General features: G+C 63.7%; 13 protein-coding genes and 1 pseudogene. 7 read left to right on the forward strand and 7 right to left on the reverse strand.

Going from position 1 to position 12,706, the window contains the following annotated elements; genetic code table 11:
* Positions 1-180: 180 nt before the first annotated feature.
* On the forward strand, positions 181-1,377 hold the full coding sequence (locus DNX69_RS17805; protein WP_110787254.1) for an extracellular catalytic domain type 1 short-chain-length polyhydroxyalkanoate depolymerase: 1,197 nt from the start codon (positions 181-183) through the stop codon (positions 1,375-1,377).
* Positions 1,378-1,495: 118 nt separating this feature from the next.
* On the forward strand, positions 1,496-1,915 hold the full coding sequence (locus DNX69_RS17810) for a DUF1236 domain-containing protein (RefSeq protein WP_110787255.1): 420 nt from the start codon (positions 1,496-1,498) through the stop codon (positions 1,913-1,915).
* A 109-nt stretch (positions 1,916-2,024) separates the two neighbouring features.
* Here the strand turns inward: DNX69_RS17810 and DNX69_RS17815 are convergent, their stop codons facing one another.
* A complete protein-coding gene (locus DNX69_RS17815; protein WP_133256024.1) occupies positions 2,025-3,008 on the reverse strand; it encodes a hypothetical protein in 984 nt (327 codons plus the stop codon).
* The gene (locus tag DNX69_RS26675) at positions 2,978-3,076 is read right to left on the reverse strand and encodes a DUF6471 domain-containing protein (RefSeq protein WP_349626986.1); all 99 of its coding nucleotides are present in this window, start codon (positions 3,074-3,076) and stop codon (positions 2,978-2,980) included. The genes DNX69_RS17815 and DNX69_RS26675 overlap by 31 nt, the downstream gene beginning before the upstream one ends.
* A 19-nt stretch (positions 3,077-3,095) precedes the next feature.
* Between DNX69_RS26675 and DNX69_RS17825 the strand changes: the two are divergent.
* Positions 3,096-3,395: pseudogene (locus DNX69_RS17825) on the forward strand (transposase); the annotation flags it as partial.
* 174 nt (positions 3,396-3,569) lie between these two features.
* Here the strand turns inward: DNX69_RS17825 and DNX69_RS17830 are convergent.
* The 3 genes from DNX69_RS17830 to DNX69_RS17840 form a co-directional block, all read right to left on the reverse strand.
* Positions 3,570-4,547 carry an AraC family transcriptional regulator gene (locus DNX69_RS17830; RefSeq protein ID WP_110787258.1) on the reverse strand — a complete coding sequence of 326 codons (978 nt, stop codon included), beginning with the start codon at positions 4,545-4,547 and terminating at the stop codon, positions 3,570-3,572.
* Positions 4,548-4,806: 259 nt separating this feature from the next.
* On the reverse strand, positions 4,807-5,472 hold the full coding sequence (locus tag DNX69_RS17835) for an MBL fold metallo-hydrolase (protein ID WP_110787259.1): 666 nt from the start codon (positions 5,470-5,472) through the stop codon (positions 4,807-4,809).
* A gap of 88 nt (positions 5,473-5,560) precedes the next feature.
* Positions 5,561-6,679, reverse strand: a complete 1,119-nt coding sequence (locus tag DNX69_RS17840; RefSeq protein WP_110787690.1) for a vWA domain-containing protein — start codon at positions 6,677-6,679, stop codon at positions 5,561-5,563.
* 114 nt (positions 6,680-6,793) lie between these two features.
* On the opposite strand from DNX69_RS17840, the gene DNX69_RS17845 reads away from it, so the two are divergent.
* Complete coding sequence (locus DNX69_RS17845) at positions 6,794-7,273, forward strand: MmcB family DNA repair protein (RefSeq protein ID WP_110787260.1); 480 nt, start codon at positions 6,794-6,796, stop codon at positions 7,271-7,273.
* Positions 7,274-7,352: 79 nt separating this feature from the next.
* On the opposite strand, the gene DNX69_RS17850 is transcribed toward DNX69_RS17845, so the two are convergent.
* Both DNX69_RS17850 and DNX69_RS17855 read right to left on the reverse strand, forming a co-directional pair.
* Positions 7,353-7,907 (reverse strand): ActR/PrrA/RegA family redox response regulator transcription factor, encoded by a 555-nt coding sequence (locus tag DNX69_RS17850; RefSeq protein WP_110787261.1) that lies wholly within the window; start codon positions 7,905-7,907, stop codon positions 7,353-7,355.
* Positions 7,908-8,000: 93 nt separating this feature from the next.
* Positions 8,001-9,323: an ActS/PrrB/RegB family redox-sensitive histidine kinase gene (locus DNX69_RS17855; protein ID WP_110787262.1), complete on the reverse strand. Its 1,323-nt coding sequence runs from the start codon at positions 9,321-9,323 to the stop codon at positions 8,001-8,003.
* Positions 9,324-9,432: 109 nt separating this feature from the next.
* Here DNX69_RS17855 and DNX69_RS17860 point away from each other — a divergent pair, with 109 nt between their 5' ends.
* The 3 genes from DNX69_RS17860 (at position 9,433) to DNX69_RS17870 (ending at position 12,520) form a co-directional block, all read left to right on the forward strand.
* A complete protein-coding gene (locus tag DNX69_RS17860; protein ID WP_110787263.1) occupies positions 9,433-10,227 on the forward strand; it encodes an ABC transporter ATP-binding protein in 795 nt (264 codons plus the stop codon).
* The gene (locus DNX69_RS17865) at positions 10,224-11,054 is read left to right on the forward strand and encodes an ABC transporter permease (protein WP_110787264.1); all 831 of its coding nucleotides are present in this window, start codon (positions 10,224-10,226) and stop codon (positions 11,052-11,054) included. The genes DNX69_RS17860 and DNX69_RS17865 overlap by 4 nt, the downstream gene beginning before the upstream one ends.
* Before the next feature lie 137 nt (positions 11,055-11,191).
* Positions 11,192-12,520: a polyhydroxyalkanoate depolymerase gene (locus DNX69_RS17870; protein WP_110787265.1), complete on the forward strand. Its 1,329-nt coding sequence runs from the start codon at positions 11,192-11,194 to the stop codon at positions 12,518-12,520.
* Positions 12,521-12,706 lie beyond the last annotated feature (186 nt).

Here is a 12,706-nt window from a genome sequence, read left to right on the forward strand (position 1 = left end):
TGAACGCGTTCGGGGCTTCTGGCTGAGCGATTCTTCTGTAGCCTCTCAGCCTATGGGCCGCCGGTTGAGGCTACGGGTATGTCTTGGGCGCAGGGCAGCAGGCGGCAGTTCCAGATCTACCATATTGCAACGCAGCAATTATATGCCGAGCCAGGGCAGGGGCCCAGACCAGGAGCGACCGTGTCACTCAAAGATCAAATCGATTTTCTCGGGCAGCTCCGAAAAATGCAATCCGCCAGTGGGTTAGGGTGGGGAGGCGAGGCGGCGACCGACTGCCGCCTGACCGAGACCTCGGCTTTCGGTGCCAATCCCGGCGACCTCCGGATGTTCTCGTTCGTCCCGGAAGGGATCACGCACAAGCTGCCGCTGGTGGTCGTTCTGCATGGCTGCACCCAGAATGCCGCCGGCTATGAGATCGGCGCCGGCTGGTGCACGCTGGCGCAGCGGTACGGTTTTGCTCTGCTGCTACCTGAGCAGACCCGCAGCAACAATCCAAACACCTGCTTCAACTGGTTTTCGCCGGGCGACATCCGCCGCGACAGCGGCGAGGTCGGCTCGATCCGGCAGATGGTCGAGCATATGGCGCACAGCCACAAGATCGATCGCGCGCGGGTCTTCGTCACCGGCCTGTCGGCTGGCGGCGCGATGGCGGCGGCGCTGCTCGCAACTTACCCGGACGTGTTCGCCGGCGGTGCGGTGATTGCCGGCCTGCCTTACGGCGTGGCGCTCAATGTGCGCCAGGCGCTCAAGGAAATGCGCCATGCCACCGCGCGCAAAGGCCGCGAGCTCGGCGATCTGGTGCGCAGCGCGACCCCGCATAAGGGCCCGTGGCCGAAGCTGGCGGTGTGGCACGGCGATGCCGATCGCACTGTCGATCCTGCGAATGCCGACGCGCTGGTGCGGCAATGGCTCGATCTGCACGGACTGCCCGACGCGCCGGTAGCCGAGACCAAGGTCGACGGCTATCCGCACCGAATCTGGCGCAATTCGAGCGGGGAGACGATGGTGGAATCCTACACCATCACCGGTATGGCGCATGGTACGCCGCTTGGTGTCGGCGCCGGCGAAGAACGCTACGGGGTCGCCGGTGCCTATCTGCTCGATGTTGGTATTTCGTCGTCCTATCACATCGCTCAGTTCTTCGGCCTGACCGGTCGGGTGCACCAGCGGCGATCGCGAGAGAAGGCCGTGGTCTCACCGCGTAGCGCCGATGCGGGTCACGAGGGACGCGGCGGGCCTGCGCGGGCCGGCAACCGCAAGCCGCCGCCGAACGCCGGGCAGAGCGATACTTCCGCCGAGCCCCCTCATGGCAAGCGCGGCCTTGATGTCGGCTCGGTGATCACGCGCGCCCTGACGGCTGCGGGACTGATGAAGTAATCGGTTGGTTCCGCACGACGATGCACGGATTATCGGCACGGATCCGTCCGCTGTTGTACGGAACTGATCGCCGGAGCCGGACTTGTCAGACGACCTTTCACAGAACGGGAGTCTGACCATGATCAATCGTTTCGCCGGAACCGCCATTGTTGTGCTTGCGCTTGCTGCGCCCGCCATTGCCAATGCCCAGGGCGTTCCGGGCGGCATTGAACGCGGCGCACGCGAGGGCGAGCGTGCGGCGGGGCCCGTCGGCGCGGTGGTCGGCGGTACGATCGGTGGTGTCGTCGGCGGCGTTGCTGGCATCCTGGGCGTCGACGACCGCCCGCAGTTCCGTCACTACGTGGTCGAGCAGCGCCACCCCTCGTTCCGCTATCGCGATGAAGTTCGCGTCGGCGTCGTGCTGCCTTCGGACGGCGTGACCTACTACGAGGTGCCGAATCGCTTCGGCCGCGCCAGCGAGTATCGCTATACGGTGGTGAACGATCGCACCGTGCTGGTCGATCCGCGCACCCACAAGGTGGTCGAGATTATCGAATAATCGGCCAGTCGCATCATCAGGGAATCGGGCCGTGTCGCGCTGACGCGGCCCGATTTTCTATGGTCTCAAATTTCCGGCCTTAGGTAGCAAATGCACCAATCGTGAAAATTCATCCGTTTCTGGAGCGGAGGAATGCCATGTTGAGCGAGCTGCGCACGCTGCGCGGGTCGCCGGATGGCACCGCCGTATTCGGTGGCTCGGGGCTTTCATCCTTTTTGCAGTAGTTGTGCTCGTCTCCGCCCATCAGAACCCAGCGGTTTCCCTTGAGATCGAACACAAAGCAAAAACCGAAAATATACCGGTCATCGAAGATATCCCGGTAGCGTACAAACCCTTGAAAAAACGCGACATTTACAACGTCGCCGATGCTTCTTCCGCTTTCCCCTCCGAAAAGGTCAACGTGCGTCACGGTGCTAAATTCTTGGGTGTCGGCATCCGGCGGGGCGATGACGCCATACGGCATCGGACGGCCCCGCCTGTCCGGGTTCATTGGGCCGGGTTGCGCGCCGATCTCGAGGCAAGTCACGAAGTCGTCCAGCTCAACAATGTGAGCTGGGGTCCGTCCGTAGTTTCTGATGCAATACTTGAGATCGTCGAAGACAATCCCGTGCACGGTCTTGGCGTTGATCCCCTGCTCAACGAAGTGGACGGCAAGGAATGGAGCCTCAAGTTGAGTGAGGGCGCGCTCCGCGACCTTTGTTCCAGCCACTGCGGCATCGGCCGTTATGCGCGTGTAGCGGATCGTGTAAAACAGCCCGACAAGAGTGAGGAGCCCAAGTCCTACTTGGATTATGTTAAGCGTGACGGTGTTCTTCGCAGCTTCCGCCATGCCAATCTGTTTGCACAAATCGGCTTCGTCGTGATTTGCGGGTGCTTTGCAATTTGGCTTGGCCCAATCGGGCTCGATCTTATTTTCCCGCTCGGCGGTCACGGTAACATGACCAATGATAGCCAGCGGCTGACGGTCGGCCTTTTCATGAGCGCTATTGGATGGGGGGCGTTGCTCCTCCTGTTGTGCGTTATTGACGCTATTGCGTGGTGAACCGATCGCGGAAAGAGCGATTAGGCATCCTCCAACCGCAATGATGAGCAACCGACCGCCGATAAACATTGGATCAAAAACGCTGCTGTAAAACCGCCGCGGCTGATCTTATTGGCGATGTTCCGTTCTGTCTCCGGTAATTGGGACGCGCTGCACGCCGGCTGGCAGGTTCATCGGATCAACCATTCGCAGGCTTACTGCACGGGCGATGCTTGCACCAATCAGCCGAGTCGTTTTTCTCCTGCCTGCGCCGCATGGTCGATGGCCAGCACCACACCGTCTCGCCGAAGTACCTTTCACCAGTACGCCGGCCATGCCGCTTGGCTGGAAGATCACCGCCGGCTCGACAACGGCTCGCTGGCGCATCGCGTGGTCGGGCTGGCGATGGCGCACCCGGTCAGCCGGCGGTGGAAGGGGTATTGGCAGCGGGCTTGTTGATATTTTGGCGATCTTGAGGATCTCGCCGGCCAATGTGGCCCGGCGATCCTTCAAGGCGTGGATAGCGTAGCGGTTGCCCTTCTCATTCATGGGCGCACACTGGCAAAAACAGGCCAAATCAGCCATGTTTAACTCTGGTGCATTTGCTACCTAAGGCCGCAAATTTCCATGGTCTCAAGGCCGAGAGCGCTGCAACGTCTCGGACGGCTTCTCGCCGAACATGTCGCGATAGTCGCGGGCGAAATGTCCGAGATTGGAGAACCCGCAGGCGAGGGCCGCGGCCGTGACGGTGGTCGGCACCGTCCCATCCGCCAGCAGATCATGGGCATGCTGCAGCCGAACCCGCTTGGCGAAGGCCATCGGCGAATAGCCGCGGCTGCGCTGGAAAGCCTTGAAGATCCCGCGCGAACTGATCCCGGTCAGCGCCGTCAGCTTCTCGATGGTCAGCGGCCGCATCCAGTTGGCTTCGATGTATTCCTCGACCTGCCGGACATGCTTGGGTGCCACGCCGTTGGCCTCGCGCTCGAGCTGGCGGCTGTAATTGTGCCGGAAGGCGGACAGGAACAGGAGGGTGATCGCCTCTTGCAGCTCGGCGAGCACGACCCCGGGCAGCGGACTGCAGTTGAGCTGATTGGCCATGAAGCACCACAGCCGGCGCAGATTCACCACCTGCGGCGCTTCATTGTTCGCGGCCGGCTCGAACTCCAGCGATGCCTTCGGCTTACAGCCGAGCAATGATGTCAGTTTGCGTTCAAGCGCCGTGGTGCTCACGCGCAGCAAGCTGAACTTGTAGCTCGGTCCGTATTCGGTCCGTGCGCTTCGCCCAGGCGAGATGATGCCGGATTGGCGAGCGTTGATCGCGGTTGTGGATCCGCCGCTACGGGTGACGAACTGCCCGGCCAGCGCGATCTGCAGCCGCGTGCACTCGCCTTCGGGAAAATCCACCGTGATCGCGCCGATGCCGGCGCCGAAGCCGAGTGCGATGTCGTCGAGCTGAACGAAATTGCTGCGCGCCTGAAAGTCCGCCGTGACCGGGGCGTCGACCAGCCGCGCGCCATACACCGTTTCCAGCGCCTGCCGCAGTTCCTCCGGATCGGTCGTGTCGAATGCGGGGTAACGGGAGAGCGGTTCGTTGAGAAGCTCGACTGTCATCTCGATAACGCCTCCGGTCCCAGAACGCACACGGCCGATCCTGGTAACAGAACGGGGGAACCGGATGTTACTCGTAGGATTCCCAGGTATTTGCCGAAAATTGGACTCAGCAGGGCGCAATTGGTTCAAGGCGATGATCAGGACACCGCCGCGCATGGTTAGTCGCTTCGTGTTCGCAGCTGCGAACGCGCGAGCACGGCCAGGTCGGATCGATACTGGAGGGGGAACAGGAGGGGTGGTTAGGCTTGATGGGCCTGGATCAGGCTTCGCCAGTCAGGAACGGATTCGTCAGGCGCTCTTGGCCGAAGCTGGAGCCGGGGCCGTGTCCGCAGATGAAGCCGATATCGTCGCCGAGCGGTAGCAACTTCTGGGTGATGGACTGGATCAGGGCGGCATGGCTGCCGCCGGGCAGGTCGGTGCGACCGACCGAACCGGCAAACAGCACGTCTCCGACAAGCGCGAACCGCATCGCCTCGCTGAAGAACACCACGCTGCCGGGCGAATGGCCCGGACAGTGCAGGATCTGGAAGCTGAGTTCGCCGATCCCAACGGTGTCGCCGTCCTCGAGCCAGCGATCCGGCGTGACGTCGCGCACGCCGGCGATGCCGAAGCTGCGGCCGGAATTGACGACATTGTCGAGCAGAAACTGATCGTCACGATGCGGGCCGATGATGTCGACCTTGAGGGCGTCGCGCAGATCGGCCGCGCCCCCGACATGGTCGATGTGACCGTGGGTCAGCCAGATCGCCTCGACGGCGACGTTGGTCTTCTCGATCGCGGCCAGGATTTCCGGCACGTCGCCACCCGGGTCGACCACCACCGCCTTGCGGGTGGAATCGCACCAGAGCAACGTGCAGTTCTGCTGGAACGGCGTAACGGGAATGATCGCGGCGCCGGCCTTGGCCTTGGTCTGAGTCTCGGTCATAGCCGGACAATGCCGCGTCCAGGAGGGTGAGTCAAAGATCCCTCACCCTCCGTGCCGCGCCTGCAGCGCGCAGAGCCGGGGTGTTGCGTTACTTCTTCAACTGCGCCTTCAGGGTCGCCTCGACCTCGCGATCGAACGACGACGCCGGCTTCGGCTGTTTGTCGCGTTGCGCCAGCAGATAGGCGTCGCGTTGCTTCACCAGCGCCGCGAGCTTGTCGTTCAGCGCTTTGCGGGCCGTCATCTGGGCGTCGAGCTTGGCGGCGCGCTGCTCGGCTGGCAGGGCTCTCAGGTCGGGCGGCAGATCCGCATCTTTGACTTGGTCGAGTTTCTGTCGGCCTGCCAGGACGTCGCTGACCAGATCGCCGCCGCCGGTGACGGCTTCGGACGAACTGCGGGCGCGCTTGTTGATGTAGCTGGCCATGTCGGAGGCCGCGGCTGGCGCTGCCGCGGCGACTTTGGCGAGTTGGCTGGTCTTTTCCTCGGTCCGGCGCTGCAGTGGCGCTGGGCCGTAAGGAATGACGGTGTCGTTGATCTGCTTCTGCAGGATGATGATGTCGTCGTCGTAAGGCGTCTCGATCACCACGATCTGCCCGCCGTCCTGCGGAATCGGAATGTAGCGTCCGCGTCCGCCGTCGGCGATCTCGTGCCACACCCGCGCGGTGTCGCGGGCGCCGCCAGCCTGCACCGCATTGACGGTGATGTCCTTCTGACGGGCGACCGCCAGAGTTTCGGGATATTTGGTGTCCTGCGTGTAATCCATGTGCGGCGGCGCATCGCCGACCAGGAACACGATCCGGCGGCTGTCGCTGCCCTGACGCCATTGCAGCTTGTTGATTGCCGTATCCAGCGCCTCGTTGACGCTCTCCGGCCAGTCGCCGCCGCCGCGCGCCTGCAGTTGCAGCAGCTGGCCGTAGAGATCCTGAATATCGGTGGTGAGATCGATGCGGCGGACCACGTAGTCGTCGCCGATGTCCCGATAGGCCACGAGGCCCATCCGGATCTCGGCGTCGGGGTTGTCGTCGAGGATCGCGGTGGCGATCGACCAGATCTTGCGCTTGGCGGCCTCGATCAACCCGCTCATCGAGCCGGTGGTGTCGAGCACGAAGGCGACTTCCACCGCCGGGCGCGCTTGCGCGGCTGTCGTAAATGAGAGGGGGAGCGCCAGCGCTGCGACAGCCAGCGCGCTCTTGAAGGTGATGCGTTTCATCGTGGTGGTCTCCGGCGCCCCCGCCAAGCCCGTTCTCAGGTTGCTGCTGCGGCCGAATCCGGAACCGCGGGACCGGTTGGGCACCCGCTCCGAGTTCGGCTAGACTTGGACGCGATGGAATCGAAGGCCGTTCAAATGATTCTGCCGCGAGATTTGCGGCAATCGGAGACTGCGCTGAACGTCGCGCGCGGGACGCAGCGGCTGCTGCGCTCGCTCGGCTTCGCCTGTGTCAGCGAGTTGCCGCTGCCGTCCGGGCGCCGCGCCGATCTGGTCGCGCTCAACGAGCGCGGCGACATCTGGATCGTCGAGATCAAGTCGTCGGTCGAGGATCTGCGGGCGGATCACAAATGGCCCGAGTACCGCGCGCATTGCGACCGGCTGTTTTTCGCCTTCACCCAGGATCTGCCGTGCGAGATCTTTCCGGCCGACACCGGGCTGATCGTCGCCGACGGCTACGGCGCCCATCTGCATTGCGAGGCGCCGGAGCACAAGCTGCCGGCCGCGACCCGCAAGGCGATGATGCTGCGCTTCGCGCTCGCCGCCGCTCAGCGTCTCGGCCGCCTCAGCGACCCGCAGGGATTTGCGGAGGGGTAGTTACCCTCCGTCATTCCGGGCGCGCGAACGTCGTTCGCGCCCCGGAATGACTGCGCTGATTAAGCGGAAGGGAGCGTGCTTACCGCGGCGCGCGCTTGGCGAGGATGCGCTGCAGGGTGCGGCGATGCATGTTGAGGCGCCGCGCGGTCTCCGAGACATTGCGATTGCACATCTCGTAGATGCGCTGGATGTGTTCCCAACGGACGCGGTCCGCCGACATCGGATTCGGCGGCGGTTCGGATTTCTCGGTGTCGGTCGAGAGCAGGGCCGCGACGACGTCGTCGGCATCGGCCGGCTTCGACAGATAGTCCACCGCCCCCATCTTCACCGCCGTGACCGCGGTGGCGATGTTGCCGTAGCCGGTGAGCACGATGGCGCGGCAATCGGGCCGCTCGCGCTTCAGCGCCGACACCACGTCGAGGCCATTGCCGTCGCCGAGCCGGAGGTCGACCACGGCGAAAGCCGGCGCCGACTTGCCGATCTGGGCGAGGCCGCTGGAGACGCTGTCACACGCCGTCACGGCGAAGCCGCGTGTTTCCATCGCCCGCGCCAGCCGGTCGAGAAACGGCTTGTCGTCCTCCACGATCAGCAGCGAGCGATCGGTGTGGTCGTTCAGTTCGGGAATGGCGTTCACGGGTGTGGGCTCCTGGTCGAGTGCAACAAAATATGGGGGTGCGATAGCGTGCTGCCAAGGGCAGGAGCCTGCGACCGGAGCGCGCGGGTGAGATCAAGCCATTGTTTCTTCTGTCTTTTCGGTGGTCTCGAAGCGATCCCGGGGCCAGCTCAGTTGAACGATGGCGCCGTGGTCGGGGAAGGTCTTGTTGCGGAATTCAACCTTGGCGCCGGTTCTCTCCAGCAGGGTGCGGGCGATGAACACGCCGAGGCCGAGACCCGAACGCTCGCGATTGGGATCGTCGGAGCTGCGGCGGCGCGACAGATAAGGCTCGCCGATGCGGCGCAGCACGTCGGGCTTGATGCCGGGCCCGTCGTCGGAAATCACGATCTGCACGATGTCGGCATTCCACCCGGCATTAACCTCGACGGCCGTGCGGGCGAAGTCGACCGCGTTCTCCAGAATGTTGCCGATGCCGTAAAGGATCGCCGGATTGCGCATCACCACAGGCTCGGGTTCGCCCGATTGCGCCAGCCGGATCTTGATCGCGATGCCGAAGTCGCGGTGCGGGGCCACCGCCTCTTCGATCAGCGTCGACAGCGGCATGCGGTCGAACGGCGCCCCGGCGGATGACAGCTGCGCGATCTTGCCGAGGATTTCGCGGCAGCGCTTTGCCTGCTCGCGTAGCGTCCGCAGGTCGGAGGCCATCTCCGGCGGAGCGCTCTTCTCCAATTCACGCGAAATCAGGAAGATGGTCGACAACGGCGTGCCGAGCTCGTGGGCGGCGGCGGCGGCGAGGCCGTCGAGCTGGGTCAGATGCTGTTCGCGCTCCAGCACCAATTCGGCGGCCGACAGGGCGTCGGCGAGCTTGCGCGCCTCCTCGGTGACCTGGAAGGTGTAGAGGCTGGTCACCCCGATCGCGAGCAGGATCGAGAGCCAGACGCCGACCAGATAGATCTGCGGTAACGCCACCGGTTCGTCGCCGGCCCAAGGCAGCGGCAGATGACTGTAGGCGAGGAAGGCTGCGCAGGCGGCGGCGAAAATGCCGAGCGAAATCGTCATCCGGGTCGGCAGCGCGGTGGCGCTGATCAGGACCGGCCCGAGAAACAGGAACGCGAACGGATTCTGCAGGCCGCCGGTGAAGTACAACAGCCCCGCGAGCTCCGAGATGTTGAGAGCAAGCAACAGCGCCGCGTAGATCGGTTCCATCCGCTGCATCGGGTTGAAGGCGATCTGCAGCGCAAGATTGACCAGCCCGGACAGCGCGATGATCACGATGCACGGCATCACCGCGAAGTCGAATTCCAGCCCTTCCGAGACCACGAAGATCGCCGCGAGCTGGCCGAGCGCCGCCAGCCATCGCAGCCGCAGGATGGTGTCGAGGCGGACGTGACGGCGGGGATGGCGGAAGTCGGCTGAGATCAGGTCATCGGACATGCGCCGGACAGTAGCGTCGGCCGATGGGGATCACAATTGAGGCCGCCGCGGCCGATTGCCCAGCCGGCGGCTTGCGCTCGGGCGTTGCAATCGTCAAACAGGCGGCGTCATGGCAATCGACAGTCCCAGCCAGCCGGGAGCGCCGGCGTTGCAAACGGTCTCGGCCGCCGCGATCGACGTCACGCATCTGTCCAAGGTCTACAAGACCACCCGCGCGGTCGATGACATCTCCTTCGCTGTTCCACGCGGCGGCGTCACCGGGCTGCTCGGCGGCAATGGCGCCGGCAAAACCACCACGATCGCGATGATCATGGGGCTGGTGCTGCCGACCGCGGGCCGGATCAGGGTACTCGGCTGTGAGATGCCGGCGCAGCGTGCCGACGTGCTCGGCCGGATCAATTTCGAAAGCCCCTATGTCGACATGCCGTCGCGGCTGACGGTCCGGCAGAACCTCACGGTGTTCGGCAAGCTTTATGCGGTGCCGGATCTGGCAGGCCGGATCGCCGAGCTGGCGGCGGATCTCGACCTGACGGAGTTTCTCGACCGTGCGTCCGGCAAGCTGTCGGCCGGGCAGAAGACCCGCGTGGCGCTGGCGAAAGCGTTGATCAACCGGCCCGAACTGCTGCTGCTCGACGAGCCGACCGCTTCGCTCGATCCCGATACCGCCGACTGGATCAGGTCGCATCTGGAGAACTATCGCAAGCACCGCGGCGCCAGCATCCTGCTCGCTTCGCACAACATGCTCGAGGTCGAGCGGATGTGCGACCGGGTCGTCATCATGAAGCGCGGCCGGATCGAGGACGACGATACGCCGTCGGCGATCATGGCGCGCTACAACCGCGCGACGCTGGAAGACGTATTTCTCGACGTCGCCCGCGGCCGGGTACGGAATGCTGAATCATGAGGAGTTTGATCGCCAGCCTCGAGCTTGGTCACGGCATCGCCTGGCACCGGATCAGCGCGATGGTGATGCGCTATTGGTACTTGCTGCTCTCGTCCTGGCCGCGGCTGTTCGAGCTGGTGTACTGGCCGGTGCTGCAGGTGATTACTTGGGGCTTCCTGCAGAGCTACGTGGCGCAGAACGCCGGCTTCTTCGCCCGTGCCGGCGGCACGCTGATCGGCGCGGTAATCCTGTGGGACATTCTGTTTCGCGGCCAGCTCGGATTTTCGATCTCGTTTCTGGAGGAGATGTGGGCCCGCAATCTCGGCAACCTGATGATGAGTCCGCTGAAGCCGATCGAGTTTCTGATCGCGCTGATGATCATGAGCCTGGTTCGGCTCACGATTGGCGTCGTGCCGATGGTGCTGCTGGCGATGGTCTTGTTCGACTTCAATCTGTTCGGGTTCGGCCTGCCGCTCGGCGCGTTCTTCTGTAACCTGATTTTCACCTCGTGGGCGCTCGGCATCTTCGTCTCCGGCCTGGTGCTGCGCCACGGTCTCGGTGCCGAGAGCATCGTGTGGAGCCTGATGTTCGGCGTGATGCCGCTCGCCTGCGTCTACTATCCGGTTTCCGTGCTGCCGCATTGGCTGCAAGTCGTGGCCTGGCTGCTGCCGCCGACCTACGTGTTCGAAGGCATGCGCGCGCTGCTGATCGAGCACCAGTTCCGAGGCGATCTGATGCTGTGGGCGCTCGCGATCAACGTGGTGCTGTTCGCAGCGGCGTTCGTCAGCTTCCTGGCGATGCTTAACAGCGCAAGGCGCCACGGCTCGCTGATTCAGAGCGGCGAATAGGGTGTTTCCGGACGTGCCTGTGGGTCGCCCGTGCTTACTTTTTACGCGGCAAAGCGCATATTTCGATCTTGTGATTGACGCGCCACTACCCAGCCGCCACTATATTGCACTGCACAGGGTACGAGGGACACAGCACGATGCCAGTCGTCATTGGTGAATTTGGTCGCCCGCCGGAGATGCCTGCGGAAGTCAGTCCGGCGCTGACCACGCCGATGTACTGGTTCTACGAGATGGCGCACGCCTCGCTCAATCCGGCGCGGGCGATGTCGGACGCGACCAAGCTCGCGTTGAAAAATCCGCTGAACCCGTGGAGTCACACCGAATTCGGCAAGTCGATTGCCGCCGCCTGCGAAGTGTTCGAGCGCACCACAAGGCGCTACGGCAAGCCGGAATGGGGCCTCGACACCACCGAAGTGAACGGCATGCGGGTCCCGGTCGAGATCCACAATGTCTGGGAAAAGCCGTTCTGCCGGCTGCTGTATTTCGAACGCAAGCTGGAGCGTCCGCTGCGCCATCCGCAGCCCCGGCTGCTGATCGTGGCGCCGATGTCCGGGCATTATGCGACCCTGCTGCGCGGGACCGTCGAAGCGTTCCTGCCGACCCATGAGGTCTATATCACCGATTGGTCCGACGCCCGGATGGTGCCCGTCGCTGCCGGCCGGTTCGATCTCGACGACTATGTCGATTACGTCATCGAGATGCTGCAGACGCTGGGCGGCAACGTCCATGTCATGGCGGTGTGTCAGCCGTCGGTGCCGGTGCTGACCGCAGTGTCGGTGATGGAGGCCAACGGCGATCCGTTCGTGCCGTTGTCGATGACGCTGATGGGCGGCCCGATCGACACCCGCCGCAGCCCGACCGCGGTCAACAATCTCGCCGCCGAGAAGGGGATCGACTGGTTCCGCAACCACGTCATCACCAAGGTGCCGTTCCCGCATCCTGGTTTCATGCGCGACGTCTATCCCGGGTTTCTGCAGCTGAACGGCTTCATCAGCATGAACCTCGATCGCCACGTCGACGCCCACAAGAACCTATTCAACCATCTGGTTCAGGGCGACGGCGATCTCGCCGACAAGCATCGCGAGTTCTACGACGAGTATCTGGCGGTGATGGACCTGACCGCGGAGTTCTACCTGCAGACCGTCGACCTGGTGTTCGTCAAGCATGCGCTGCCGAAGGGCGAGATGACTCACCGCGGCAAGCTGGTCGAGCCGTCGAAGATCACCCGCGTCGCGCTGATGACGGTGGAGGGCGAGAACGACGACATCTCCGGTCTCGGCCAGACCGAGGCGACGCATGATCTGTGCACGTCGATCCCGGACAATCGTCGCGTTCACTACGTGCAGAAGGGCGTCGGCCATTACGGCGTGTTCAACGGCTCGCGTTTCCGCTCGGAGATCGTGCCGCGGATCTGTGATTTCCACGCGTCGTCGGCGACTGACGTGCCGGCGCGTGCGGCGGAGTGATTAGTCCACGTCGTCGATCAGTGTCTGCTGTGGATGATGCGTGGGGTGGCGATGAGTTTGTGCTGAGGAATCAAGCGCAAGTCGATTTGTTGCCGGTTCGCGCAGGTTGGGGGAATCTGGATTCACGGGTTCGGCAAGTAGTGAGGGGTGAGTCACCTCTCAGCCTATCAATTTGAATCGAAATTC

The organism is Rhodopseudomonas palustris, assembly GCF_003226555.1.
GTDB lineage: Bacteria > Pseudomonadota > Alphaproteobacteria > Rhizobiales > Xanthobacteraceae > Rhodopseudomonas > Rhodopseudomonas palustris_I.